Consider the following 26,224-nt stretch of genomic DNA (forward strand, 5'->3'; position numbering starts at 1 on the left):
CATGATGCTCAAATCGATAAAGGTGTACGGATTGTTCGATGAATACGATTACAGCGTTGATTTGAGTGATAACTATGTAACATTCGTTCATTCTCAGAATGGATTCGGAAAATCCACGTTGATGAGACTTATATACAATGTGTTGAGCGGTGAGCTTGAAGAAGTTTTTGAAACACCTTTTGATAGATTGGACTTGGTGTTCGATGACGAAACGGTCCTCTTTGTGGAGAACAATAAGGATGATCTCCATATTCAGATACAAAGGAATGAGGTAGAGGAAGAACTCGCAGCCGAGGACCTAAAGAAGATCTTGAAGGTTACATATATGTCACCAGATAGGATGACCATCTCCAAGGACGGACATCTTGTGCCTGCATTGGATTATTATCTCGAATGCTTGGCGGTAAAGATGAAGGAAGCAGGAGAACATTGTCAACTGACCGATCAACCAAGAAAGCATAAGTCAGAATTATCAGACAGTGAACTGGAATTCTGGTGTAAGGACATGAAGGCCAAATTGGAGTTCATAAAGCAGGCTGGATTTGAGCCAGATATGCCACCAAGTTATAGGTTCCCCCCTTCAAGATTCGAGATCATGGAATATCGTGAGGATTATACTAATTTGGCATATTCTGTGAATGATTATGTGGAAAAATATCATTCGCTTGCAGAATCGATAGTCGTATACATGGACATAGTGAACAGTATTTTTGTTAACAAGGTCATTTATGTAAATGAGACAGGGGCCCTCACAGCTAAGATGGACAATGGGACCACTCTTCCGATATGCAAGCTCTCTTCCGGAGAGAAACAGATACTCGTCATATTCTATCGTCTTTTATTCGAGACAGATGTAGGGTCGCTTGCGATAATCGATGAACCGGAGATATCACTTCATATATCATGGCAACAGCAGATCGGAAAGATATTCATGGATGTTGCCAAGCTAAGAACATTGCACATAATAGTGGCGACGCATTCGCCACAGATTATTCATGACAATTGGAATCTCGCTGTGGAACTGAAAGTGGAATAATGATAGAGAATATGACCGCTTCGGATGTGGCCAATGAGATCTCGATGTTGAGGTCCACATTCAAAGGTACTTTTGTTGTAGTTGAGGGCGTGACCGATAGTAGACTCTATGGTAAATTCATAAAGAAAGAAGATGTCAATGTCGCCATAGCATATTCCAAGGAAAATGTCAGGCATTCTGTAATGGAGTGTAGGACCAACAGAGGAGATCTTAAGATAATCGGTATAGTGGATCCGGATCTCGACCGTTTGAACGGATGGGAATACAGGGCTCCGATATTCACAACCGACCATCGTGACCTGGAAAGTATGATCCTTTGCACTCGAGCTTTGGACGATCTTCTAATAGAGTACGCTGACGCCGGACAGTTGAAGAAATTTGAGGATAAATTCGGAGTCGTTAAGGATGTGATCGCAAAAGCTACTGCCCCGATCGGTATGCTCATGTTCATATCGCAGCGGGATGGGCTCGGACTATGTTTTAAAGATCTGGATTACAGATATTTCATAAACAAGCGCACTCTTGAGAATGATTACTACAAGATGATAGATGAAGTATTTTCCTTGTCAAGGTCTCCAAACATAAATAAAAAAGATGCTTTAGCAAAATTGATCAAGGATATGGATTCATTGGAGGACCTATGGCTCGCCGTAAGGGGTCACGATGCGGTCGCAGTGTTAGCTATAGGACTTTCGGACGTATTCGGTTCCTATAATTGCAGTGGGATGAAATGCGGCCAGATCGGCGGATCGTTGAGATTGGCGTTTTCTTATGATTATTTTGCAGATACTGAATTGTACAAGGATACTTCAGAATGGAGCAAGAAGACACAGAATCCTCTTTGGCTCAATCGTTGAGTTCTAAGTTCTCTTTTACAATACCGTTTGCGGTTTCCATTATCTTTTGAACTTTGCGATCGCTGTCCTCGAGTATCTTCTTACAGTGTTCTCTTAATGCGATGGCCTCTTCGTATGTCTTGAGGCTTTCATCCAGGTCTAATCCGCCATTCTCGAGCTTTTTTACCATGTCTTCCAAGGCTGTAATGCTCTCTTCGAAACTCATATTCTCAACATTTGTCATTTGGTCTCACTTCTTTAATCTCTGCGTCTATGGATCCATCACGCATACGGACGATTATGTTCTTTCCTTTTTTCACCGATCTTGTCGATGTTAGTGCTTTACCGTTCTCATCGGTCACCATGCTGTATCCTCTTCCGAGGACATTGTACGGATCCAGGGCCTCTAAACGGTTAGTGAGATTCTCCAAGGTCCTGATCCTTGAAGGTATCAGATTCTCAGGAACCTTTTCTAATCTCATCTCAGCAAAGGCATACCTTCTACGCATCATCTCCACAGTGTTTCTAAGCGCTCCAGCTAATCTTGTGGATATATGATCTAAGCGCATGCTCTTCATGGCTACCATCTCTTCTGCACGTTTCGGTGAGAGTTTGGAATCGACCTTGTTGAATCTGCTTCTCATTTTTTCTATCTTATAGCTGAGTGCCCGGTTGAGACGTACGGTATCGTTGTTGAGCTGATTCATTATCTCGATCTTATCCCTAAGTGCTATTTCGGCAGCAGCGGTCGGAGTGGCAGCGCGTACATCCGCCACAAGGTCGGATAGAGTGAAGTCGGATTCATGACCGACAGCGGATATGGTAGGTACTTTAGAGGCTGCTATGGCCCTAACAGTCTTTTCTTCATTGAAGGCCCAAAGATCCTCCATCGAACCTCCTCCCCTTCCGACGATAATAACATCCACGCCGATCCGGTTAAGTAATTCTATACCCGCTGCTATCGACTGTGCGGCCCCTTCTCCTTGTACCTTTGCTGGTGCAAGAATTATATCGGCAGGGAATCTTCTTCCAGAGGTTGTGATTATATCGTGGATGACAGCTCCGGATTGAGATGTGACCACACCGATGACCTTGGGGTAGATAGGAAGTTTTCTCTTTCTTTTTTGTTCGAAAAGTCCTTCGGCCTCCAATTTCCTTTTCAGTTTTTCAAGTTCTGCATAAAGGTTGCCGATCCCTCCGCGTTTCATGGTCTGGACCATGAATTGATAAGAGCCCCTTTCGACATAGATGTCGACACTTCCGTAAACAGCGACCTCCATGTTGTCAGTAGGTTCGAAATCGATCCTTGCCTTTGCGGATTTGAACATAACGCAACGTATCTCGCTGCCGTTGTCCTTCAGAGTAAAATAACAATGGCCCGAGGAATAAAGTTTGAAATTGGAGATCTCACCTGTAACCCATACATCAGTTACACCGGGCGCATTGGTCATGACGTTCTTTACGCGCGTGTTCAGTTGCGTGACAGTTATGGTCTCTTCCATCGACATGCCATATGGCGCCCTTCGATTTATCGTTTGGCTAAAATATGAGGTCACGGATACAAGGGGATATGGACATGAAGACCTTGAAGGAAATTGTCAGTCCTGAATTGCATGAATATCTTCCACGTATATTGGATATGTGTGAGGCGCCTTATGCAGTTGCGAATGGAATTGAATTAGTAAGTCTTACTCCTGAATGCACACGCATGAGGAAATCCATCCACCAGGACGATATGAATAGCATGGGAAGGGTGCATGGTGCCGCATTGTTTGGTTTGATAGATCATACGTTTGCCGTAGCGGCCAATGTGAAAACAGACGGTACGGGACAATGTTGCAATATAATCTATCATAGGCCGTGTACTGATAATGAGGTCGAGTCTGAGGCTAGACTTATAAATGAATCTAAATCATTGCAGATATTTGACGTAAGGGTATACAGTGGCAGTAAACTCAGGGTATCTGCTACATGTACGGGATTTAAGATCAACAGGTGAAAGGATGACCAGATTTTGTCCATATTGTGGAGTTGCAGTTCCTTCAAACTGTATCACGTGTCCGAAATGCTTTAAGAATCTTCCTAGAGAAGACGGTACTGAAAGTTCGTCGCAGGACGAATTCATTGACGGTAAGATCACCAGAGAAAAAACGGAAGTTCACGACGAAGGTGTGAAGATCATTAAGAAGAATAGGAAATTAATGTTGATACTTGCAATAATTCCTGCTTTCTTCGGAGTTTTGGGCTTGGCGCAGATATATCGCGAATACAGGAATCATCTTGGATATTTCTTCTTGATCGTAGGTTTGATACTTTTCATTCCTTCAGTATTCCTGATAATGGGAGTTTGGACCACAGGATTGTTCATAGGCATCTTCAGAATAGTCGCATATATAATTTTGACATTGCTGTATCTATCTGCAGCATTGGCATCTGTCCTTGATGCTGCATTCGGATCAGTATTTAAGATCATAAAATTGTGAAACACATCCACGGATCTGAGAGAATGGTCGGCATCATCATGATGTTCTTTTTTTGATGCTGACCAACTTTCGATCCTTCAATATTTTCCTTTCTCCCTCATATGGAACATGAGATGGGTCGACATTTTTGCAAGGTCCTCTGCGCGTCTGTTCCTTCTTACTTTGGCAGGATCGTTCCTCATAATTCTGTGGTATGCTTTGCATATGGTCTCAGCTTCATCGGCTGGTTCTTTACATTTGAGGCTGATAGGCATCCTGGATGAGATCGACGGCATTATCGTGGTCTGATAAGTGATGTCCCATGGTGCACAGATCATGTACCGTCCGAATTCTTGTCTGATATCGTAACATGTGACGTTATGCCCTTTGATGATCTCGAGGATATCATTGGAGATCTTTTTCTCTGATCCTCCGGAATATATGGTCTCAGGCGTCATTCTAAAGTGTTCGGAAAGATAGTCCAATTTCTTTTTTCCCAGATCCTTTGGATCATAGAATACAAGACCGCTGTATACGAGCTCGTAGTTCATATCATCAAGATCTGCTTTGCAGATAGCAATGTCTATTATTTCGTCATAAGGATAACCATTCGGACCCGTTGTGACTGCCTGAACAACATAGACGTCGTCTGTCATGATTCAAGGTCAATGCAGTGGATGTATAAATGTTTGGGAGAACGAAGGCTCATCTGCAAAATTCATATGTCGAAAAATTCCTTAACGCTAGGACGGAAAAGATAGTATATCACAACGATCCCGATAACCATAGTAATTCCAGCGGTCCATTGTTTGATGTCTATGAGGCTTATTATCGATGCAAGTACCAAAAGTCCGAAGAAGATCAGTGATATGTACCAGATGAATGCCCATCCTTTGAAGAAACCGAATCCTATGAATGCTGTTGCGAATGCTATTACGAATACAATTATGCTCATACTGTGCACATACGATATCGCTTCATCGAGGGTCGTTCCACTTGAAAGGACGCCTTGATCGATAAGTTCTTGTGCTATTTGTTTCGCAATGTCTGGAACAAGACAACCTATGGCCGTGATCAACAATGCTATCGCCACAATAAAGAAAAGTATGCCTATGATGGTGATCAATAATGGTCTCTTGGCCATAGGAGGGTATTACGGACGTTTGGTATAAGTTTTCCGTTATGATTCATTGTACAATATCGAATCCTACTATCAGTGAGCATAGTTTTGGGTCATATTCGTCCATGAATCTTTTTTTCAGCATGATGTCTGTTGTCAACGAGGGATAAAAACAAATCGCATTTGATACCCCGTTCATATTTTCCAATGATCTGAATCTGCGAGGCATCATAACCAATCTGGATTCAGACCTCTGTACGGCTTTGGCATATAGCACGAAATTGTCAGAGAGCCAAATAACATCACTTCTCGCTCTGTATTCTGCTTCTTTGCATTTGGGAACATCATTTCCTGTTATATTGCCGTAGTTATCCATCATGATCATGGATATTTCGGTCTGTTCTTCAATGAAACCATCGCAGAATACACATATCGCGGTATTTCTAACACAGCATTCATCTAACGCACGGTTGTCATATAACATCCCTCCTGCAAGATGGACCTTCATCTCTTCATTGATTATATCGCGCATCAATAGATCGTCAAGTTTTCTTACCGAAGTTATCCCCTCAGTCTTCGATAGTAGGGATATCGTATCAAACAGGGAGTTTTTATCTGATGTCTTCGAGGCAAATCTTGTGCAGTCATTCAGATCCAGGACGGTGTTGTCCGATGGAAGATCAAATACGCCATTCCAATAGCTATTACCCAAGACATGTCTTTGGGGTTCATGCATCCCATCCGTTCCGAAATCATGGTGCTTCATGTATGGTTGGAATATACATCCAATATATAAAAATATATTATTCGACCAACAAAAGATGAAAGCATCCCATTATTCAGAGAAGAGATCATAATTACTGATTTGTTACAATAATTACAACTTTCAGTTTTTATAATGACAAGGATATTGCAGACATCATGAGAAAGGCCAAGAGCATTGATGAACTTTACGAGGAGGTCAAGGATTGTGACCTCGTTATCACCAATGACGCACCGCTGGCGACGGCTTTAAATGCAAGGGTGCAAAAGGCAAGAATAGGTAGTTTCGCATACACTCCTAGACAGATAGCAGGTAGAGATTCTGTTCGTGTTCTTGGAAGAGGCGTGATAGGGGATCTCAAGCTCATTTCAGCGATCGCTGATGAGACTGGCCTTGATTTTAAGTATATTCATGGTGAGTTGGAGAATATTCGCACCATTCGTAGATATAGGGCAAATCCGGAGAATTATCTATATTCTAAATCGGCAAAGGAGGTCTATCGTTCATTCAATGCATTGCCTACAGTGGAGAAGGTCATGTCCAATTACGATCCTTCACACAGTGAATTCTATACGGGAAGAAATAACATTGCTATTATCGGTTTGGATCTCTTCGACGATCTGGATAAGCATTTCATTCCTTTGGAGTTCAAAGATGTCGATATGTTCGAGGATGGTGATTATGATATCGAAAAGATCCATCAGATAGGTAACGATCGCCAGATAGCGGACAATATTGTGGAATTGATTACTATTGAAATGGTCGAGGACACTGCCATCGTATTGGATACTGAAGGTCCGGTCGCCGATGCCATAAGGGCAGCGTTGTACAGAAGGGGATTACCATTCAAGAACACTATGGCCGTAAGAGACCTTTCTCAAATAAGGGATTTCATACAGTTCGTCTCATTGGCATTGAGTTATGAGACATTAAGGGTCAAACACATAAGGGAGATATTTTCCAATTATGGAGGATATGTAAAGTCCAAACAGGATGAATATCTTCTCTCAAAAAACGTTCAGAACATAAAGAATGATGTTGCTTTGAAATTGGTCGACATAATGAAGAACATACGCTCGATGACATTCGGCGAAGTGATGAATGCCATTGTACATCCTGTTCAAAGGCCGCAAGTGAAGATATTGTTGGATGAAATGATCATGACCGAAAAAAAGGTCACAACCAAATTGGTCAATCAAATTGTTTATGCTGTAAACAATGTATCGGATCTGCATCACAATGAACAGATTCCAGCTGAGGAGAAGAAAGGAGTCTTGCTTGTGAATTGCAATAATTCCGTCTATATAGACAGGCCGTTCATTATCTTTGTAGGAATCGGGCCGGAATGGTCACTCAATATAATTGGTAAAGAATATATTGACAGGGAAGCCGAGTCTGAAAAGGATCTTCTTAGATTTTCTTCGTTAATACAACAAGGCACTTCAAGAATATACGCAGTTAATTACATGAGAGGGGGAAAACCAGCAAAACCATGTGGTTCTTTTGAACAGATATATCGCGATAGGGTCATAGAGAGTTTCAAAGATGTTTGCAGTAAAGAGGGTGGGTTGATACAAGGGCCATGGTATATTGTCAAGGAGACGGAATTCTCTGAGAAAGGGGAAGACCCTGTAGACCGTATTCCAGTGTATGACTGGAAATTCTCAAAAAGTACTTACAATCTATTCCGTCAGTGTCCGCGCGCATACATGTTCGGTGAGATGATGAAGACCCCGGATTCCGAATATACGGTCTTTGGCAGTATAATTCACGAATTCGCAGAGCTCTATGTATGTTATCCTGAGATGGTCAAGGAGAAAGGTCTGGAATATTATCTGGATCTTATACAGGAAAGATATTCCGGGATATCTTGCGAGCAGATGGTGAGGATCGACAGAACCGATATGTGTGCAAGCATGATGAATGTCATGCGTTATTTGGACAAGGCAGCTCCAAAGAATATTATATTGGATCGTAAGAATTCTGATCGTAAATATCCAAACGAACTCATGGTCATGGAAGATTGCGATCTTTATTGTAGTGCAACAGAGACAGAATTCAGATCATCCATTAATCCTTTGTTTGGTAATTTCGATCTGATAAGCGGTACCACAATTACAGATTACAAAACAGGCAAGTCTTGTGAATTGAGAGAAATAAGGGACAAAATGGCTCTTCCAAAGGATCATCCGGAATTCCAACCGATGATATATCTTGCATTGTTGCATCAATCCACGGGTAGACTCCCATGCAGGTTCAATCAATTCTACGTAAAGGATAGGTTGAAGGATTCAATACTGGATGAGAATTTCGACGTTATGTTGAATGTAAGGGTTATTGAATTCATTGATATGACATTCGATGAATACATACACAGTTCTGATTGTTCTTTGAAGGAGGAATTCACATCCAAATCCAACGAGAAATTCCTTCAAGCATGGGATGCATTCATCGATACATTATCTGAGTATGGATGGAAAACCAGAGAGGACTGGGACAACAACTTGTCTCTGAAGAACTCTGTTATGAATGCAGTAGGGATGAGGTCAACCGATTCAAATCTAAAGGCAGTCGCGACTGCGATAAGAAAGGTCGTTAAGAATACAATAGGGAATATGTTCTGCAATGATGATAAATTGATAATACCCAGAGATACAGTTTTAGAATTTTTGGATAGAGTAGATTCGGATCATCTTGCCGCATCGTTGATGACCATATCGAAATTCCCTGCAGATCCGTGTAAGGATTGTTCAAATTGTAATTTTGCTAAAGTATGTACCATGTTAGTTGCAAAGGCCGATGAGGGAGAGGATGTTGATGAATGAACTCAACGAGTCCCAGACGAAGATAGCAAACCAGTTGGACGGCATGATAGTAGTAGATGCAGGCCCAGGTACTGGGAAGACCAAGACCATCGTGGAACGTTACATAAACATCTTAGACAGCGGAGTTGACCCCAAGGACATAATCCTTCTTACATTCACCCGTAATGCAGCTCAAGAGATGGAAGACAGAATAAAGGGCAAGATGATCCATTCCCATAATGCAAATAAATGTAAAGATGTAAGAGCTGGAACATTTGATTCATTCTGTTTTTCTGTAGTTATGGAATCTCCTGAAGCGGTTAGTAGATTTTTTGGTATTTCCGAGAAATTGACGAGAAGTGCAAAGACAGTAGAGAATGAAACTTTGAATAGAGTGTATTTTGACGATTTTATGGATCGTTTCTTATCTGGTAGAAGCGACGATTACGGCGATAGTTCTACAATAGCCAGTCAACATTATTCTGAACTTTACGGCATAATAAACAAATTAATGGCCAGGGGTGTTGTCCCGATCAGAGAAGGATGGTTCGGAGGAGATAGCGGTACAGTACTCTATGGCGATTTTGACAATATGCAATCAATATTGAACAAATTGAACATGGAAGTAAACAAAGACAAGTATGAGTTGTCAACTTATATGCTGAGAGATACAGAAAAATATTCTTTTATGTTTCAGAAGCCAATTGAGACAGAACCTTTGTCTGAGGATATGATTGATGCTGCGATCAAGGATGATCGTGTTTCTTTGATAAAACTCCTACACGACGTCTATTATGAATTCCTAAGACGTTCGATCATAGACGACAGATTGACATTCGGTCTGGTATCTTCTTTTGCTTTCGTGGTATTGTATTCAGATGATAAGACAAGAGAGAGAATGCGTTGCAGATATCTGATGGTAGATGAATTTCAAGATACCAACAGCAATCAATTCATGATCGCGTTGATGCTTTTGAAAGAACCGAATCTATGTGTCGTAGGTGATTGGAAACAAGGGATATACGGATTCAGATACGTTTCTACAGAGAACATCACAAGATTCTACGATAAAGGTGTAAAATTGAGAAAGTTCTTGAATGAGGATAAGGAGCGCATTCCTTTTTCGATCGAAGAACGCGATCCCATGTCATTGGATATAAATTACAGAAGTTCTCAGTTGATAATAGATCTTGCATATGATTCCCTATACATTCGCGGCAACAAAGATGAGAAGGTAGTGGTTGAAAATATCACAAGGATCACAGCAGCAAAAAAATATCTGGACGAACACACGGCAATAGAATGTGTCAGCGCTCCATCTTCTGATGAAGAGATACAAGAGGTCCTGAGAAGGATCGAGAATTATGTGAACAATGACAGATATATGATCTGTGAGGATGAGGTTACTTTTCGCAGGGTCCAATACAAAGACATAGCCGTTCTTTGCAGAGCCACGTCACTCGCATGTGCCATATATGAAAAAGCATCGAAGGCTGGAATACCTGTATTTCTCCAAGGTGATGTTGATATAATGGGCTCAAGAGAGGGAAAGTTATTGCTCGCTTGGCTCAGATACATCAATAACGACAGTGATCCCTGGGGCATATGTACGATATTGGCTGATCAAGGCCACCCTCTCTGTGAGATAAAAGAGATGACGCATCTAGGTTCATCCGTTGTGATACCTGCAGAGATAATACAGAAAAGACGTGAATTGATAACGAAAAAGCGCAGAGTAACAAATATGATCGCATCAATATTTGATTACTATAATCTAAATAATGATATTACTCAGACGATAACTTCTGTACTTTCATCTGCTCACAGGGGATCACTGTTGACGATATCGGATATAATCCGTATGATAGAGACAGATATCGATAGCGGAACAACTTATTCAGTCGATTCTTTTTTGAATAGACAGGCAGTGATAATACAAACCATGCACAAGTCCAAGGGTCTCGAGTATCCAGTGGTCATAGCTGCGGGATTTAATCAAAGATCATTCCCAAACACAAGAAGTGATATTTCAGAATACTTTTTCAACGATACAGTTGGGATAAGAAGTAGAAGCGAAGTGTGTCCAATAACAGAAGGCACTGCCAACATAATGCAATCATGGAAAACCAAGCTTATAATGAAGACATTATCCAAGGATTATAGCGAAGAGAGAAGACTTTTGTTCGTCGCAATATCAAGGGCAAAGCAATATTTGACCATAACCGCTGCGTCCAAACCTTCCACTTTCTTCAATGGACTTTTAGAAAAGTCAACTGGGTCACCGTGTGGAAAAAACAAGGTCTTTTGCACATCCAATGAGGAATCCGATATAATGATCGAAAGGCCCAAGATCGATGAGTTCAAGAAACGCAGGAGGAATGTGGGCGTTCACGACATACTTCATTTTGAAGGTGATGATGCACCTCCTGAGGGTTCGGATCAGGTATGTGGTAAAGGAATGGAATATGGCAAGAAGGTCCATTATGCGGCAGAGCTTCTCGCCAGAGGCCTAAATCTTGATACAGAGTATTCTCAATTTCCAGAGAATATTGAGATCAAAAAGGTATTGCATTCTGTAAAGGATGCTGTTTATATCGAACCAGAGATAGAGTGTGCACTTCCCTTCAATGACATCAATGTGACTCTCAGAGGCGTCATAGACCTATATGCTGAATTCTCTGATAGGGTCGAGATACATGATTACAAGACGGACGTATCGGATCAGTTCGAAGGGGAATATAAGATACAACTCAGTGTATATGCACATGCGGCACATGAGGCAACAGGTAAAAGGACCGTATGTGTCATAGATTATGTCTCACAAGGGCGTAAAGTAGTGTTCGATCCGTTGGAAAAGGAATGCATAAGAAAGCGTTTGGCAGATTACTCATAAATAATCGAAAGTGATGCATAGCTTGATGCCGCCCGATGGACTTACTGACAAGGAAGTGAAAGACAGAGAGAACATTGGTAAGGTCAATTCTTTCGAATCACCGGTGAGCAGGAGTTACATCGACATAGTTTTCAAGAATTTTTTTACATCTTTCAATCTGATATTGTTGATTCTTGGCGTAGCCCTGATATACTTTCAGGAATACATAAATGCAGTAGCGGCGACTGGTGTCATACTGATAAATGTCCTGATATCCACTATACAGGAAATGAAGGCCAAGAGGAGATTGGATAAGATCGCTTTGCTTCTCAGGCCTACTGTTAAGGTTGTCAGAAACGGCACAGAGATGAACGTCGACCCATCCAAGATAGTGATGGACGACGTCATCAGAATGGAATCCGGAGATCAAGCACAGGTGGACGGAGTCATATTGGAATGTCGTTCGTTCGAGATGGACGAGTCATTACTTACCGGGGAGTCGAGTACGCGTAGGAAGCACGAGGGGGACACCATATATTCCGGTGCCTACTGTGTGACGGGAGAATGTTATTACAAGGTCACCGCACTTGGAGAGGACACATTTGCATCAAAGATGCTATCCAGTGCTAAGAAGTTCGAGAAGAAGAAGACCCCCCTCCAGAGAGAGACGGCCACTGTCACTGAGATGTTGATGATAATCGCGTTCATATATCTCGCATTGATGGTAATAATCAATATCATTTCAGGTAAGCACGCTGTGGATTCATTGATCCAATCCGTTATAATATTGGATATAGTTCCAATTGCTTTGTTCCTGTTGATAACAATAACTTACATGATAGCTGCGGTTCGTATGGCTGATAGCGGTGTTTTGCTTCAGAATTCGAGTTCCGTTGAGTCGATGAGTCATGTAGATACGGTGTGTATGGACAAGACCGGGACCATCACTACCAACAATCTGGTCTTTGAAGGTGCAGACTATTTCATCGACCAAGATGAGGCCAAGAACATCATAAGGGCATTTGTTTCTGTTACGGGTAGTAAGAATCATACTATAAAGGCCATAGAAAAGGAGTATGGTAAGGTCGAGGCAGAGCTCATAGATGAGATACAATTCTCATCAGAGAGGAAGTTCAGTGCGGTAAGGGTAAGGACATCCACCGGAGAATATTCTCTTGTATTAGGGGCTTACCCAATGCTCACATCCAGGATAGAATCTGACATTGATATAGGCGAAATGGTGTCCCAGCTTTCAAAAAAGGGACTAAGGACGGTTTTGCTGTGCAAGGCAAAGATTTTGGAACTTTACGAAAATGAAGTGCCAGCAATGTCAAGTTTGGAACCTGTTGCATTGATATATATCAGAGATGAGATAAGGCCAGATTGCAGAGAGATAATAGGTAAATTCATCGATAACGGAATGGATCTGAAAGTAATTTCTGGTGATGACCCAGAGACCGTGAATGCATTGTTCTCACAGGCCAATATTCCAGGCGATAGAAACATCATATCTGGAGAACAGTTGGATGCGTTACAGGGTGATGAGAAGAGAGACGCAGTCCTAAGGACCAATATATTTGGACGCATGAAGCCGGACCAAAAGAGTGAGGTCATACAGATATTGAAGGATAATGGCAGATACGTCGCCATGGTTGGTGACGGTGTAAATGATGTGAAATCAATTAAGATGGCACATGTGGGTGTAGCACTACAGAGTGGGTCTGGAGCTACAAGGGGTGTCGCAGATATGGTCCTCATCGAAGATCGTTTCGAAGCTCTTCCCAAGGCCATAATAGAAGGCAAAAGGACAGTGACTGGAATGCGCGATATCCTGAGACTGTACCTTACCAGGAATTTCGTACTTGCAATATTGGTTGGTGTTCTTTTGCTCATTTTCCACAAATTGCCCTTACTACCAATACAAAATACATATTACGCTCTTGTAACGGTGTCGTTGGCTGCCTTTTTGATGATAATATGGGCCAAGCCTTCTGATAATAAGGAAATGATATTGCCAGGAGTCTTAAGGTTCAGTATACCGATGGCAGTTTCGATCGCTATGTTCGGACTTGTGATCTATGCGATATTCATGATCGGGATATCGAATGGTTGGTTCCCCGACATAAATCTTACAGAAACATGGAATGCATATCATGCTCTTTTCCCAGATTCGACATATAGTGAGTTCTTGGACCATATGTCAGGGTACAAAGATACTCCTGACACATTGAGCACGCTTGCTGAGGTTACGGCAAGGAATGCGATGCTGTTCTTTATTGTGATAGCAGGCATATTGCAACTTTTCCTGATCTATCCTGTATTTGGATTCATGAACCGTGACGGAAAGTCAAACAGACAGATACTCCCGATATTACTTGCCTTCCTCTTACTCGGCATCGTTGTGATCTTTTACAATCTTCCAGCTGTATCAGTCGGATTGGCATCAATAATGTATTTCCCAATACAGTACTATCTAGCATTTGTTGGTTTTACGGCAGTATGGTTTGTTATTGCAATAATTATGAACCGTAGTAAACACAACTCATACATGGTCAAGATGACAGAAAAGTCATTTAATAGGCAACTTCAGAAGGAGATAGAAAAAGAGAATAAGAAAAAAGGTCAAGATGATGAAAAACATTGATCTTTTTTGTAGGGATAATCTCCGTTCTTATGCATTTCTATCATGATATGTGATGCCATTTTTGCGTCAGATAATGCACGATGATTTTGCTTTCCGTTTATTCCTGCAGGATCTTCGTCTTTGAGTATCATCTTGTAAGCGTTGTCAAGTTTTGGCCATCTGTAATCATCAAAATAGTTCATCGATTTTAATTTGCAGACATATGTGGCGGCAAGCATGATATCTTGATATTGATTGAATGTGCCTCTTAGATTCCATGGTTCCCGGAATAGGAATTTGTTAAAATCATAACCTGTATTGTATGCGGTCACATTCTTTTTCAACAAGATCGATCTGACATCATTCAGTACATCAGTGAAAGGAAGACCTTCTTTGACAGCATCCAAGGTCATATCTGTATTTTGGAATATCCAAGCATTCTTTCTGTAATCGTTCCAAGAATCTACATCATGACCTACTACAGCGGAATAGACCTCTTTCACAGTTTCATGGTCTAGGTCCACCAGGCATATCCCAATGTCCACCACAACGTCCTCCGGAGCCCCTAAAAGTCCCGTCGTTTCCGTGTCTAATACGTATACCACATTATCGGGGGTTTCATCAAATGAGAAAAGGTTACTCATACAACATCTTCCTCTAATTTTTTTGATATAAATATATATTCTCTATACCAAATGATAACGAATATGATTGAGATTATCAGAGCAATAATAGCCATTACCAGTGAAGGATCGATGGATATCCCAGGAGTCGAATTCTCAGTATCATTTGAGATCGTACCATCCTCAGGAGTTTCAATGTCGGGATCGTAATCTGCAGGATATTCTATAGCATCTGTGAAAACAATTTCTATATTTGAATTCACCCCATATATTGTGAAATACGAACTATATCCTAAACAATAAGGCGATTCATGTTCATTGAAACGATATTCTTCACTGGTGTCTATTTCGCCTGTTGCACTGTTATAAGAGTAGAATTGTACAGTTGACTTTGAGAGGTCGTATTTTTCAGAGTAGGCTATAAATGATAATGTTCCTTCATTTTCGATCTGAATGGTGTTTTCACCATCAGATGTTCCGCTGGTGAATGTGACCTTTATACCATCAATGTTCGTGAAATGTACTGTGTATGTATCGTCTGCATCCGAGGTATTTTCAATGCATAAGGCAGGAGCCAATAACAGAGTCATTATGATAATTGACAGGACCCCGAATCTCATGGCACAAGCGATGGCTTACAAATATTTAATATTAAAACGTAAAAGCAATATGCATGCAGATATTTACTAGGTCATATGGTAGCTGTAATAAGGATTGGAAAGGAAGAAAAAGAAGTAATTCAGGGAATGACCATAGAATCGGCGATGGTCAGTATGAAGATGTATCCAGATTCATTCCTTTATTTGTTAAACGGTGTGCCAATACCGATGGATACGCCTATAGAGGACGGTATGACCATAAAGGCTTTGAAGGTAGCTTCAGGCGGATGATCAGTCAGTTGCACATTTGTCGATGGCATCTAGGTCGAGTCCGCTGTCCACGGCTTTTTGCAGCAGTTCATCAAGGTTGTTCATGAATGCTTTTCTGATATCCTGACCTTCCAATTTTCCTTCTTTATCTGACATGGAATCTTCTTCAGGGAATTTTAGGTTCATGTAAGGAAGTACACCTATGCATTTCATTCCGGTAAGTTCTTCGATGCGGTCTATGCCGCTCTTTAATATCGAAGATTCACCTCTGAATCTGTTAATTATGAATCCTTTTAGCAAAGGTTTTTGTTCATCAGGTATCAGTTTCCACGTTCCATATATTGCTGCGAACACTCCGCCTCTTTCTATATCGCCGATAAGTATCGCGGGTATCGAACGTGCTTTGAGCATTCCTATGTTTGCAAGGTCTCTGTCCATGAGATTCAATTCTGTGGGTGATCCGGATCCTTCGCATACTACGGCATCAAATTCTTCGATCAATTTGTCGTAAGATTCTTCTACCTTCCTCATTACCATTTCCCTATCCATGGGGACATTATTTGTTATGTCCATGAATGGTTCTCCCCTTATGATCAGTTGTATGGAACTGTTTCCAGAAGGCTTCAGTAGAACGGGATTCATGTCCTCTGTGGGTTCGATCTCTGATGCCCAGGCTTGGAATGCTTGTCCCATTCCTATTTCTTTGCCGCTTTTTGTCACATAAGAGTTTAAGGATAGATTGGAAGCTTTGAATGGAGCAACATTAATACCTTTTGTTCTTAGATATCTACAATAAAGTGCCGAGATAGTTGTTTTTCCGGCTCCGGATGATGTTCCTAGAAAAATTATTCTCAATTTTTCACCCCCAATATATCAAATAATTTTTCAATATCTAATCCAGATTCGAAAACATAGGCCATTTTTGCTATATTTTCTTCTAGTATGTCATCATAATCTTTCACATCATTCAATTCCAATGGCGTCCCATCATGTTTGATAAATGACATGAAATATTTTCTGAATGCAGGTTTGTCCAGACATCCATGGAGATACGTTCCAAAAAGCATTTCATTTTCAATCAAGGAACCTTCGTATTCTTCTTTCGGATATCTATTGATCTTGAATATGGGTTTCTCGTTAATTTCTGACATTCCCATATGGATCTCATAACCAACTATGGGTTCTCCGTTGCAGATCATTGTACCTTCGCTCTGGATGACCCTTTTCTTATACTCGTTCCATTCAGTGGTGTTATTGAATAGTCCCAATCCTTCTACGTTGCTTGGTTCCTTTCCTTCCAGACCGTTAGGGTCTTTCAGAAGTTTTCCCATCATCTGATATCCGCCGCAGATCCCAAGGATCGGTATTTTTCCCTTCAGTTTCTTGATCTCATCTCCAATACCGGAGGATATCATCCAATTCAGGTCATCAATTGTATTCTTTGTTCCTGGAAGGATTATTGCATCAGAACCTTTCAGTTCTTCTGGCCTTTCTACGTACCTTATTGTCGTATCCTCGAGGAACAGTGGATCGATATCGGTGAAATTGGCGATCCTCGGGAATTTGATCACGGAGACGATTATGTTACCATGTCCAACAGTACTTTTTCCTCTAAATGCTTCGGAATCTTCTGATGGTAGGAAAAGTTCTGCATGAGGTATTATCCCAACAACAGGCACCCCTGTGATCTCTTCAAGTCTGTCAGCCCCAGATCTTAGATATTCTGGATTACCGCGTACATTGTTCAGTATTATGCCTTTTATCCTTTTTCTGTCATTTTCGGGTATAAGGTCCAGAGTACCCACCGCATACGCGAACGAACCTCCCCATTCGACATTCACGACCAACAAACAGTCTGCATCTGCAATTTCTGCAGCACGCATATTTGCGATATCCTTGTCATATATGTTGATCTCAGCGGGAGACCCCGCGCCTTCCATTACCACATAGTCGTAACGTTTTTTGAGGAATTCTATGTTCCTGCGTACGATCTCTTTGCCCGGTCCAGGTACGAATTCGTTGTAATATCCTTCGACGTCATAGTCTTTGAATGGTTCGCCTTCTACCATCACCTGTGATCTTGTTTCTCCTTTGGGCTTGAGAAGTATGGGATTCATGTGATGATCAGGATTCTTCAGCCCTGCGGCCTGGGATTGAAGGACCTGTATCATGGCGATCTCGGAACCTTTGCTTGTGACCTTCGAGTTAAGGCTCATATTTTGAGATTTGAAGGGGCATACCAGATACCCTTTATTGTGAAGTATACGGCATATTGCTGCCACTGTTATCGATTTTCCTGCATCAGATGTGGCACCTACGACCATGATTGCCTTTCCCGGATGGAAGAATCTCTTTTTGGCATTAGGTAGGATGCTCTTGATGCGAGGGTCTTTGGGGTCGTTGATGTTCTGTCTTTTTATTTCAGACATGACGAACTTTCCTACTTCTGGTCTGTGAATGAAAAGACAATAGGTACAATTCCAAATGGCCTTATCATGTTTTGATCTGGTCATCTCTCCGAGATCGGTATCGTTGCATGGGTAGAAAGGACAGTAGCAGAATGTGCAGTCCTGTCCCGTGAAATGACTTGGATGATATGGGCATTTCTTGTTGGGTCCGATCCATCCGACATCTATCTCTTCTTTGACCTTGCTGGTGATATTATCCATTTGTCATACCTTGCAGTAAAAAGGTATAAGCGGAATCATCATAAGTAGTTTTCAGGTGTCGTGATAAAAGTTGTACAATATTGCTGTGAATAATATCACCATATTTCACTTTCGTTTACTTTCGGCCTACCCATTGTATAATTTATAACCTCCTTGTAGAATTATGGGGCGTGGCCACTTTTAAATTCGTTCACTGCGCCGATCTGCATTTGGGCAGCAGGGCATACGGCATTTCAGGAAAAGATCCTGAATTGGGAAAAAGGATGACAGAAGCTGTTTTCAAGTCTTTTTCCAAGATAATAGACCACGCGCTCTTGGAAAAGGCAGATTTCATGGTGATCTCCGGAGATATATTCGATGAGACCACCGAAACGCCAGCTACGCGTTATAGATTTTCTAAAGAACTTTCAAGAATTAGCATCCCTGTCTTCATATGTCTCGGTAATCATGATTACGTCATGTCTTGGACCGAGAGCATACCATATCCAGATAATGTTCACGTGTTCGGTAAGGAACCTGAAAGTATTTTTATCGAGGTCGGAGGAGGCAATGTAGAGATCGTCGGAAGGAGTTTCCCTTCTGTTCATTCTTCATTCGACCCTGTTCAGGACATAAAAGGAAAAGAAGGGGTATTTTCAGTAGCGGTGATACATTGTAGTGTTGACGCTGTAACAATGGATAACGATTATGGCCCGTGTAAACTTGCTGACATGTACAACAAAGGTATTGATTATTGGGCCCTGGGACACATTCATAAGAGGGTCGAATTGTCAAAGGACCCATGCATCGTTTATTCCGGTAACATTCAAGGGAGGAACAGGAGAGAGACCGGTCCAAAGGGTGCCTACCTAGTAAGTGTATCGGACGATCATATGGTCGGTCTTGAGTTCTTCGCGACCCAGGATGTAATATGGGAAAATATAGAATCAGACATCACTGGAAAAGACATAAACGGTCTTATGAATACGATATCTTCTACAGTAAAAAAAGGCTCTATAATCAATCTTACAATAAACGGACACGGTCCTTTAGACAGCATTTTACGTCTGGGCACAGAGGGACTTATAGATCAGATAGAGAACATTACAGGATGCAGGGTTGCGGACCTTCGTATCAATACATATCCGCTTTTGGAAAGAAACGATCTTTTGCAGGGCGCAGACCTTAGGGCCAAGATAATAAGGTCCTCGGATAAGATGAGTCTTTTGGATAGGGACCAGCTCATCAATTTAATATGTTCCACTAAGCAGTCCGCGTCTATCAGATATATGTTAGAATGGCTCGAGGATGATGAGTTAAAGGCACTAGTTCGTGATGCAGAGACCCTTTTGATAGAAAAATTGACGGAGGGATCAAGATGAAGGTTCTTTCATTGAGAATAAGATCTTTTGGTGAGTTGAGGGAAAGGAAAATCGACTTTGACGATGAACTTACGGTCATATATGGTAAGAATGAGACAGGGAAGACATCCTTCATGGAATTCATAAGAGGGACGTTGTTTCCTGACAATCAGAGAAATCATTATCCTGAATATAGGACCACAGACTCGGGAGAACTTGATTTTGAGATCGCTTCCGGAGATAAGTTCACGATAACACGTGAAGGCAAAAAGGCGAGATCTGAAAAGATGCCCTCCGATATCGTCCATATGGATTCTTCGCTTTACAGGTCGTTGTTCGCAATGTCGCCTGAGGACCTTAGAGATTCCAAGGTCATTACTTCCGGGGAGATCAAGAATCGTTTCTTGACAGTTCCAGGCGGAGAGTCTCTCCCGAAGGTCATCGAGGATATAGAGTCCGAGATGAAGGATATAATGAGTGTTGATAGGAAATCCTCTTCTACAAAGGTAGCCAGATTGTTTTCTGACATAGAGAACAACGATATGGCTGTAAAAAGGTCCAAGGAATTGGATGGATCGTATGGTGAAAAGAGCAATGAAAGGAACGAACTCCAAAAGATATCAGAGGATTTGAAGGAGAAGAAGAAAGAATCTGATGTCGCGGTAGCATCATACAGTATCCAAAGATCTCAATCTGCAAATCTGGTCAAATTGGATGAGCTTAAAAAGAAAAAGGATACGATTTCAGCTTCGGCGGAAATAACCGACAGCGATAAGACAAAATATGAAGAGCTAAAGGTCAATCTGGCCAATATAAAGCGTGAGACGGAAGATGCACGTTCCGTTGTGAATGAATTTCAAGATTCCACAGATGGGATAGATCCGAAGATATTACTCGTACATCGTACTACGATCGAGGATCTGAAGCACAAAGAACAGCTATATGTACAATTATCACGTCAAAGAAAAGAATTTCAAGACAATGAGAACAATGCGATCAAAGAGATAAATAATGAGCCCGTCAAAAGGGAGATGGTACAGAAGAGTAGGCCGAGTGTCGGTTTGATCGCCTTAGGGGCGATGGTGTTTGTTGCAACGGTTTTCATTGGATTACTATCCAACATCTTGGTATCTGTAGTCGGTGCCGCAGTTTTTGTCGCATGCATCATCATAGCGTTCAAGAAAGGTCAAAGGCGCGAAAGTAGTGTTTCAAGTGATAAGACGGTCGATTCCAGGCAGGTAGAATATTGGCACGGTAAGGTCCAAGAGCTCGATGGAAATATATCGAGTATTGAAAAGGACCTTGACATATTGGCAAAGAGGACAGGGCTTGCAAGATCATCGTTCATGATCGACGTTGATCGTTTGTATAATGCATTGGGAAATGCTTTGAAGATAAGTGATGCGGAAACAGTCAGAGATAAGTTGGATGTCTTGGAGAGCAGGGCGCAATCCGATCTTAATCTATTCTTATCCAGGTTTGGTTCAGAACAGAGATTTAAGGATCTCTGTGAAATGAAAAAGGAATATGACAGCATATGCTATCAGATAGATACGCTTGAAAAAAGCATCGAATCATCCGGATATTTTAATGGAGCACAGGTAATCGAACTTCCTGATACGGAAGGAATTCAGGAAAAGATGAATGAGGTTCAGAGGAAAATAGGGGATATTGACAGACAGCTCAGGTCGATGCGTGAAGATGATGAAATGGAGCGGCTGTTGGATATGCGCACACTCCTAACTACAGAACTTTACAATACAGTGAAGAGATGGGCGGTCCTGTCATTGGCATCTTCAATGATAGAGGATGCCTGCAACACGATATATTCCGACATTCAGCCAGGTGTGATAACCACGGCTGACCACCTGGTAAGGACAATGACATGTGAGAGGTATGGTCTGGAGATGGACATTCGTACCAATGAGGTAAGAGTAAGGTCCGGAGACACAGGTAAGAAAGAGAAGGAATGGAGTACAGGTCTTGGCGATCAAGTGTATCTGGCAATAAAATTGGCAATCGCCAAGGAGATGTCAGGAAGTGAGACACTTCCAATCTTACTCGATGATGTGTTGCAGATGTTCGATTCTGAAAGGAAGAAAAACGCGTGCAAATCACTTGTAGAACTTTCAAAGGATATGCAGATAATATTGTTCACATGCGATGCGGAGACACTGTCGATGATGAGGTCTATCGATGCTTGTAAGGTGATAGAGTTGGCTAATATTGAATAAAAACACCAAAAATGATTTAAATATCATCACCCTATGGAGCGACAAGGGAAGTATACATCTTCTCTGTTCACTGATTCACTATCACAATCACATACCCTGCTAGGAAGCGGGGAAGTACTACACCGTGCCGCACAGTAGCGATCTGTCCGGTTAAGCACAAAACGGTATTCAAAGATGGGAAGCGCAGGAAGCATGCCATGATAAGGGAGCGAGTATCCCAGTTGGCGTGCCGAAGGAAGGACAACAGCAGAGCAGGGACGTGTATTTTTCCCTCCAACCTAATGGAGGGTACATATGAATATTGATCCAAACGCAACAAAATATATGATCAAAGCCAAGATCACGGCTGACGGCATCGTTGAGAAACCAGATGTCGTGGGAGCGATCTTTGGACAGACAGAAGGACTGCTTGGAGACGATCTCGATCTTAGAGATCTTCAGAAATCAGGCAGGATAGGTAGGATAGAGGTCGAGATTGTTTCCAAGGGCGGAAAGTCAGAGGGAATAATCTACATGGCTTCTTCACTTGATCAGGTGGAGACTGTAATTCTCGCATCTGCACTCGAGACCATCGACCGTGTAGGACCTTGCAAAGCAAGCATCCGTGTTCTCGGTATCGAGGATGTTCGCGTGACCAAGAGAGAAAAGGTCGTCGAACGTGCAAAAGAACTTTTGAATGATCTTATCGTACAATCAAAAGGAACATCTTCTGACCTTACACAGAGCATAAGACAATCCATACAAGTGGAAGAAATAACTACATATGGAAAGGACAGATGCCCGGCAGGTCCGGCTGTCAAAGATTCCGAATCCATAATCATTGTGGAAGGAAGGTCCGATGTTCTCAATCTGCTTAGAGCAGGAATAAAGAACGCCATTGCAGTTGAAGGAACGAACATTCCTAAGACCGTACAGGACCTTTCCAGAGAAAAGGTGGCAACAGCATTCACCGATGGAGACAGAGGAGGAGAATTGATCCTCAGAGAACTTTTCCAGACATCGGAGATAGATTTCGTTGCCCGTGCGCCTCGTGCCCATGAGGTCGAGGAACTCACTTCCAAACAGATAGTGAAATGTCTCCGCAACAAGGTCCCTGGTGACCAGTACATGGAGATGAATGGTCTAAGCTACGAGGAGAAAGACCTTGACGAGACCGCAGAACGCGATCTTCGTGAGGGTGAGCGCAGAGAGATCCGCGAGGATGATAAACCTAGAAGGGACCGCGAAGCGCGCGAAGGCCGTGACCGCAGGGACAGGCCCGAGAGGTCGAACGACAGGACAGAAAGGACCGAGAGGCCTGAGAGATCGGAAAGATCTGAGAGACCCGAGAGGTCGAACGACAGGACAGAAAGGACCGAGAGGCCTGAGAGATCGGAAAGATCTGAGAGACCCGAGAGGTCGAACGACAGGACAGAAAGGACCGAGAGGCCTGAGAGATCGGAAAGATCTGAGAGACCCGAGAGGTCGAACGACAGGACAGAAAGGACCGAGAGGCCTGAGAGATCGGAAAGATCTGAGAGACCCGTCGAGAGAAGAAAGGATAACACCAGAACAAGGGATTCCGATTCCGATTCTGATGAACGCCGCGAGCGCAAAGAGAGATTCAACTCTGAGAACGCTGACAGATACAAGAAGAAGAATGTTCACGGGACAGAGAATTCCGAAGAGCGTGTAGACGCTGTTGATAATTCAGAGAGCGAGTCCAAGATCGTAGAGCGCAGAGAGGAATCTGCTGTCATCGAATCTGTACCAAAATCTGAGATTGTCGAGGCATCCGATATCGTTTCAACAGAATACTCTGATGAATCGAAGAAGACAAGGAAGGTCCGCGAAAAGGCAGACAAACCGGAAAGGGCACACAAAGAAGACGACAAGTCCACAAGGACACTTCGTGCAAAGAAGGACAGAAACACCAAGACACTGTCCCCAGAGCAAGAGGTATTCAGAGACATGCTTCTTGATATGTCCTCTACACACAACGCGAAAATACTCGCGGCAGACAACTCTGTGATAAGAGAGGTCGCTGTCAAGGGATTGGTAAGTTCGCTCAAAGAGGAATCTGCGGGTACATCTACCATAATCTTTGATGGTGTGATATCCCAAAGGATACTCGATGTATCTGCCGAGAAGGGCATAAACACTGTGGTGGGTACCCGTAAGGGTAACATCACCAAGATGCCTGCTAATATCGTGATCTGGACCAAAGAAGACCTCTATTGAGGTGGACTTAATGGCTAAGAAAAAATCTGTGGATGTCTGGGAGGATGTGGCTACTCTTAAGAGCACTGCTGATATCCAGATACCCCCAGACCCTTTAGACAGGGTTCTGGGGCAGGAAGAAGCAATAGCGCTTGCAAAGATCGCGGCCATACAGCACAGGCATTTGCTGTTGGTAGGACCTCCTGGAACAGGAAAGTCGATGATCGCCCGTGCGATCTCGATGAACCTTCCAAAACCTAAGCAGGAGATCAGGGTCGTAAAGAATCCTGAGAATTCTGAAAGGCCATTCCTCGAGGTCCTCAACGAAGATCAGGTCAACGAAGAAGAAGGCATACGTGCCGAATCTGTCGGTAAATTGCTTGATCCGGAAAAAGCACCTGTGAATGTTGCTGAACGTCTTGGATACATGTGCAAGTACTGTAAGACATATTCATCTCCCAATGAGTTGATGTGTCCGTCTTGTCAGAAGAGTAAAATGGATGTGGGTGCAAACAACAATCCTTTCGGTGATCTTATCGGAGGACTGTTGGAATCTGCGATGCCACAAGTCATCGCTGGTAAGGACAAGGTCCATACGACACGTGTTCTCGCTGACGGTACTGAGGAGACCGTGGTATTCGAGCGTGCAGGCGACAAGATAAGGATGTTGGACAACAAGGCGCTTCAGAAGAGGAGCCAGTTGAATAAGAAATCCAATCAGAAGGTCCTTGTGAAATTCAATAGAGACCCATTCGTAATGGCCACAGGAGCATCGGAGACGGAGCTTCTGGGAGACGTAAGGCACGATCCTTACGGAGGTCATGAGAAATTGGGAACTCCCGCCTATGAAAGGGTCGTCGCAGGGTCTATTCACGAGGCACACGAGGGTGTGTTATTCATTGATGAGATATCCCATCTGGGAAATCTTCAGAGATTCATCCTCACTGCGATGCAGGATAAGAAATTCCCCATAGCAGGAAGGAATTCACAATCCGCAGGTGCCAGTGTCAAGGTCGACAATGTACCATGTGATTTCATACTCGTTGCAGCCTGCAATATTCAGGACCTGGAGAGCATATTGTCTCCACTGAGGTCAAGGATAATCGGTTGCGGATATGAGGTCCTAGTCGATGTCGCCATGCCAGATACCCCTCATAATCGTGCAAAGTATGCTCAATTCGTGGCACAAGAGATACAGATGGACGGTCGTATACCGCCAGCTACTATCGAGGCTGTAGAATTGATAATCGAAGAGGGGAAAAGACGCGCAAAGGCCGACAATCAACTTAACTCTTTGACCCTTAGGCTCAGAGAGATGGGCGGATTGATCAGGGCGGCCGGGGACATAGCAATGATGGAGAAATCCAAGTTTATCACTGCTGATCATATGAAAAAGGCTGAGAGAAGATCAAGGCCTGTCGAAGATCAGATCAAGGAGAAATACGGGTCCTATCAGAAGGGTGTGTCCAAGGATAGCTCTAAAGCTCAGAACGAGAAGTCAGAGTACTATCTCGAGAATGAGCATATCGGCGACACCATGTACAGTTGAAACCAATATCCTCATCCTTTATTGGATGGGGATTTTAATAATTTTTTTTATATTTGGGCTTTGATGTTCTGTTAATGTTGTTTTTAGTATAATTGTTGAATTTTCATTTTTGTTGTACAAAATCACAGTCTTCCGATCAATGTATAAAAATGTATTTTTGATCGATTTTATCCTAATTAGGAAAATATATCCGAAATATATAATATTCAAGAGAGTAATTACAAA

General features: G+C 42.4%; 21 protein-coding genes. 12 read left to right on the forward strand and 9 right to left on the reverse strand.

Features of this window, described 5'->3' with window-relative positions; all coding sequences use genetic code 11:
* Positions 1–4: 4 nt before the first annotated feature.
* Both KRP56_03395 and KRP56_03400 read left to right on the forward strand, forming a co-directional pair.
* On the forward strand, positions 5–1,036 hold the full coding sequence (locus tag KRP56_03395; GenBank protein UAL08445.1) for an ATP-binding protein: 1,032 nt from the start codon (positions 5–7) through the stop codon (positions 1,034–1,036).
* 44 nt (positions 1,037–1,080) lie between these two features.
* Positions 1,081–1,893: a DUF4435 domain-containing protein gene (locus tag KRP56_03400; GenBank protein UAL08446.1), complete on the forward strand. Its 813-nt coding sequence runs from the start codon at positions 1,081–1,083 to the stop codon at positions 1,891–1,893.
* Here KRP56_03400 and xseB read toward each other — a convergent pair.
* Together xseB and xseA are read right to left on the reverse strand one after the other, a co-directional pair.
* On the reverse strand, positions 1,883–2,116 hold the full coding sequence (xseB, locus tag KRP56_03405) for an exodeoxyribonuclease VII small subunit (GenBank protein ID UAL08302.1): 234 nt from the start codon (positions 2,114–2,116) through the stop codon (positions 1,883–1,885). The genes KRP56_03400 and xseB overlap by 11 nt on opposite strands.
* Positions 2,103–3,374, reverse strand: a complete 1,272-nt coding sequence (gene xseA, locus KRP56_03410) for an exodeoxyribonuclease VII large subunit (GenBank protein UAL08303.1) — start codon at positions 3,372–3,374, stop codon at positions 2,103–2,105. The genes xseB and xseA overlap by 14 nt, the downstream gene beginning before the upstream one ends.
* 68 nt (positions 3,375–3,442) lie before the next feature.
* On the opposite strand from xseA, the gene KRP56_03415 reads away from it, so the two are divergent.
* A complete protein-coding gene (locus KRP56_03415; GenBank protein UAL08304.1) occupies positions 3,443–3,871 on the forward strand; it encodes a PaaI family thioesterase in 429 nt (142 codons plus the stop codon).
* 4 nt (positions 3,872–3,875) lie between these two features.
* Positions 3,876–4,355, forward strand: a complete 480-nt coding sequence (locus KRP56_03420; protein ID UAL08305.1) for a hypothetical protein — start codon at positions 3,876–3,878, stop codon at positions 4,353–4,355.
* A 77-nt stretch (positions 4,356–4,432) separates the two neighbouring features.
* On the opposite strand, the gene KRP56_03425 is transcribed toward KRP56_03420, so the two are convergent.
* The 3 genes from KRP56_03425 to KRP56_03435 all read right to left on the reverse strand — a co-directional run bounded on the left by KRP56_03425 (position 4,433) and on the right by KRP56_03435 (position 6,220).
* On the reverse strand, positions 4,433–4,990 hold the full coding sequence (locus KRP56_03425; GenBank protein ID UAL08306.1) for a hypothetical protein: 558 nt from the start codon (positions 4,988–4,990) through the stop codon (positions 4,433–4,435).
* Positions 4,991–5,052: 62 nt separating this feature from the next.
* The gene (locus KRP56_03430) at positions 5,053–5,478 is read right to left on the reverse strand and encodes a hypothetical protein (protein ID UAL08307.1); all 426 of its coding nucleotides are present in this window, start codon (positions 5,476–5,478) and stop codon (positions 5,053–5,055) included.
* Positions 5,479–5,521: 43 nt separating this feature from the next.
* On the reverse strand, positions 5,522–6,220 hold the full coding sequence (locus KRP56_03435) for a hypothetical protein (GenBank protein ID UAL08308.1): 699 nt from the start codon (positions 6,218–6,220) through the stop codon (positions 5,522–5,524).
* Positions 6,221–6,375: 155 nt separating this feature from the next.
* Here KRP56_03435 and KRP56_03440 point away from each other — a divergent pair, with 155 nt between their 5' ends.
* The 3 genes from KRP56_03440 to KRP56_03450 are packed head-to-tail and all read left to right on the forward strand — an operon-like array spanning position 6,376 to position 14,537.
* A complete protein-coding gene (locus KRP56_03440; protein UAL08309.1) occupies positions 6,376–9,042 on the forward strand; it encodes a PD-(D/E)XK nuclease family protein in 2,667 nt (888 codons plus the stop codon).
* Positions 9,035–11,914: a UvrD-helicase domain-containing protein gene (locus KRP56_03445; GenBank protein ID UAL08310.1), complete on the forward strand. Its 2,880-nt coding sequence runs from the start codon at positions 9,035–9,037 to the stop codon at positions 11,912–11,914. Before KRP56_03440 ends, KRP56_03445 begins: the two co-directional genes overlap by 8 nt.
* A gap of 25 nt (positions 11,915–11,939) precedes the next feature.
* Complete coding sequence (locus KRP56_03450) at positions 11,940–14,537, forward strand: HAD-IC family P-type ATPase (protein UAL08311.1); 2,598 nt, start codon at positions 11,940–11,942, stop codon at positions 14,535–14,537.
* On the opposite strand, the gene KRP56_03455 is transcribed toward KRP56_03450, so the two are convergent.
* Positions 14,516–15,160: a 3'-5' exonuclease gene (locus KRP56_03455; protein UAL08312.1), complete on the reverse strand. Its 645-nt coding sequence runs from the start codon at positions 15,158–15,160 to the stop codon at positions 14,516–14,518. The two genes, KRP56_03450 and KRP56_03455, sit on opposite strands and share 22 nt — an antisense overlap.
* On the reverse strand, positions 15,157–15,759 hold the full coding sequence (locus KRP56_03460) for a hypothetical protein (GenBank protein ID UAL08313.1): 603 nt from the start codon (positions 15,757–15,759) through the stop codon (positions 15,157–15,159). Before KRP56_03460 ends, KRP56_03455 begins: the two co-directional genes overlap by 4 nt.
* Positions 15,760–15,834: 75 nt before the next feature.
* On the opposite strand from KRP56_03460, the gene KRP56_03465 reads away from it, so the two are divergent.
* Positions 15,835–16,029 carry a hypothetical protein gene (locus KRP56_03465; GenBank protein UAL08314.1) on the forward strand — a complete coding sequence of 65 codons (195 nt, stop codon included), beginning with the start codon at positions 15,835–15,837 and terminating at the stop codon, positions 16,027–16,029.
* On the opposite strand, the gene KRP56_03470 is transcribed toward KRP56_03465, so the two are convergent.
* Positions 16,030–16,863, reverse strand: coding sequence for a cobyric acid synthase (locus tag KRP56_03470; GenBank protein UAL08315.1), 834 nt, complete (start codon positions 16,861–16,863; stop codon positions 16,030–16,032). It abuts the gene before it with no gap.
* The gene (locus KRP56_03475) at positions 16,860–18,677 is read right to left on the reverse strand and encodes a cobyric acid synthase (GenBank protein ID UAL08316.1); all 1,818 of its coding nucleotides are present in this window, start codon (positions 18,675–18,677) and stop codon (positions 16,860–16,862) included. The genes KRP56_03470 and KRP56_03475 overlap by 4 nt, the downstream gene beginning before the upstream one ends.
* Before the next feature lie 170 nt (positions 18,678–18,847).
* Here KRP56_03475 and KRP56_03480 point away from each other — a divergent pair, with 170 nt between their 5' ends.
* The 4 genes from KRP56_03480 (at position 18,848) to KRP56_03495 (ending at position 25,999) form a co-directional block, all read left to right on the forward strand.
* Entirely contained in the window at positions 18,848–20,038 is a 1,191-nt protein-coding gene (locus KRP56_03480) for a DNA repair exonuclease (GenBank protein ID UAL08317.1), read from the forward strand.
* A complete protein-coding gene (locus KRP56_03485) occupies positions 20,035–22,251 on the forward strand; it encodes an AAA family ATPase (GenBank protein ID UAL08318.1) in 2,217 nt (738 codons plus the stop codon). The genes KRP56_03480 and KRP56_03485 overlap by 4 nt, the downstream gene beginning before the upstream one ends.
* A 294-nt stretch (positions 22,252–22,545) precedes the next feature.
* On the forward strand, positions 22,546–24,471 hold the full coding sequence (locus tag KRP56_03490; GenBank protein UAL08319.1) for a DNA primase: 1,926 nt from the start codon (positions 22,546–22,548) through the stop codon (positions 24,469–24,471).
* A 10-nt stretch (positions 24,472–24,481) separates the two neighbouring features.
* Positions 24,482–25,999 carry an ATP-binding protein gene (locus KRP56_03495; GenBank protein UAL08320.1) on the forward strand — a complete coding sequence of 506 codons (1,518 nt, stop codon included), beginning with the start codon at positions 24,482–24,484 and terminating at the stop codon, positions 25,997–25,999.
* Positions 26,000–26,224: the final 225 nt, after the last annotated feature.

Origin of the sequence: Candidatus Methanogranum gryphiswaldense, assembly GCA_019262145.1 — an archaeon.
In the GTDB taxonomy this organism is placed as follows: domain Archaea; phylum Thermoplasmatota; class Thermoplasmata; order Methanomassiliicoccales; family Methanomethylophilaceae; genus Methanogranum; species Methanogranum gryphiswaldense.

What these genes read in the sequence shown, in the direction of transcription:
- KRP56_03485 (UAL08318.1), top strand. Translation starts at nt 20,035, where the DNA reads ATGAAGGTTCTTTCATTGAGAATAAGATCTTTTGGTGAGTTGAGGGAA.
- KRP56_03475 (UAL08316.1), bottom strand. Translation starts at nt 18,677, where the DNA reads ATGGATAATATCACCAGCAAGGTCAAAGAAGAGATAGATGTCGGATGG.
- KRP56_03400 (UAL08446.1), top strand. Translation starts at nt 1,081, where the DNA reads ATGTTGAGGTCCACATTCAAAGGTACTTTTGTTGTAGTTGAGGGCGTG.
- KRP56_03490 (UAL08319.1), top strand. Translation starts at nt 22,546, where the DNA reads ATGAATATTGATCCAAACGCAACAAAATATATGATCAAAGCCAAGATC.
- KRP56_03450 (UAL08311.1), top strand. Translation starts at nt 11,940, where the DNA reads ATGCCGCCCGATGGACTTACTGACAAGGAAGTGAAAGACAGAGAGAAC.
- KRP56_03460 (UAL08313.1), bottom strand. Translation starts at nt 15,759, where the DNA reads ATGAGATTCGGGGTCCTGTCAATTATCATAATGACTCTGTTATTGGCT.
- KRP56_03420 (UAL08305.1), top strand. Translation starts at nt 3,876, where the DNA reads ATGACCAGATTTTGTCCATATTGTGGAGTTGCAGTTCCTTCAAACTGT.
- KRP56_03435 (UAL08308.1), bottom strand. Translation starts at nt 6,220, where the DNA reads ATGAAGCACCATGATTTCGGAACGGATGGGATGCATGAACCCCAAAGA.
- KRP56_03425 (UAL08306.1), bottom strand. Translation starts at nt 4,990, where the DNA reads ATGACAGACGACGTCTATGTTGTTCAGGCAGTCACAACGGGTCCGAAT.
- xseA (UAL08303.1), bottom strand. Translation starts at nt 3,374, where the DNA reads ATGGAAGAGACCATAACTGTCACGCAACTGAACACGCGCGTAAAGAAC.
- KRP56_03465 (UAL08314.1), top strand. Translation starts at nt 15,835, where the DNA reads ATGGTAGCTGTAATAAGGATTGGAAAGGAAGAAAAAGAAGTAATTCAG.
- KRP56_03395 (UAL08445.1), top strand. Translation starts at nt 5, where the DNA reads ATGCTCAAATCGATAAAGGTGTACGGATTGTTCGATGAATACGATTAC.
- KRP56_03455 (UAL08312.1), bottom strand. Translation starts at nt 15,160, where the DNA reads ATGAGTAACCTTTTCTCATTTGATGAAACCCCCGATAATGTGGTATAC.
- xseB (UAL08302.1), bottom strand. Translation starts at nt 2,116, where the DNA reads ATGACAAATGTTGAGAATATGAGTTTCGAAGAGAGCATTACAGCCTTG.
- KRP56_03415 (UAL08304.1), top strand. Translation starts at nt 3,443, where the DNA reads ATGGACATGAAGACCTTGAAGGAAATTGTCAGTCCTGAATTGCATGAA.
- KRP56_03430 (UAL08307.1), bottom strand. Translation starts at nt 5,478, where the DNA reads ATGGCCAAGAGACCATTATTGATCACCATCATAGGCATACTTTTCTTT.
- KRP56_03495 (UAL08320.1), top strand. Translation starts at nt 24,482, where the DNA reads ATGGCTAAGAAAAAATCTGTGGATGTCTGGGAGGATGTGGCTACTCTT.
- KRP56_03440 (UAL08309.1), top strand. Translation starts at nt 6,376, where the DNA reads ATGAGAAAGGCCAAGAGCATTGATGAACTTTACGAGGAGGTCAAGGAT.
- KRP56_03445 (UAL08310.1), top strand. Translation starts at nt 9,035, where the DNA reads ATGAATGAACTCAACGAGTCCCAGACGAAGATAGCAAACCAGTTGGAC.